The organism is Gemmiger formicilis (genome assembly GCF_016900095.1).
Lineage (GTDB): Bacteria > Bacillota > Clostridia > Oscillospirales > Ruminococcaceae > Gemmiger > Gemmiger formicilis_A.
The window spans coordinates 1-393 of sequence record NZ_JACJJP010000091.1; the positions used below are offsets into that span (position 1 = coordinate 1).

A 393-nucleotide genomic window follows, 5' to 3' on the forward strand; every position below is an offset into this window, starting at 1 on the left:
CATCAGGAGATACAGGCAGCGGTGGAGGGGCTTTCCGACGGGGAAGAGGCTGCCCCGGAATCCCCGGTGGAAGCTGCGGACGCTGCCGTGGTTCAGGACACGGCAGGGGAGGGGAGCGCCCCGGAAGAGGCGGCTGCCCCGGAACCGGTGCCGGAAGAAGCCGCCCCGGAAGAGGCGGCACAGGATATCCCCGAAACCGCTGCCTGTATCTCCTGATGTATGGTCCCCGAAAGGGGGCCTTTTTCTTTTTCACTTTTTATAAGTTTATAAGTGGCAATTTCTTGGCAGGCGGGTGCCTGCCGTTGGCTCTTTCCTTTTCGTGCCCGAAAAGGAAACGAAAAGGGCCCGCCGTTCCGATGCGGCGGCCGCCGGCTGGGGCTGCGGCCCCAGACC

1 pseudogene is annotated in these 393 nt (G+C 63.4%); it reads left to right on the plus strand.

From position 1 onward, the window contains the following. Positions 1-216 (plus strand): annotated as a pseudogene (locus tag H6B15_RS15335) (hypothetical protein); the annotation flags it as partial. Positions 217-393: the final 177 nt, after the last annotated feature.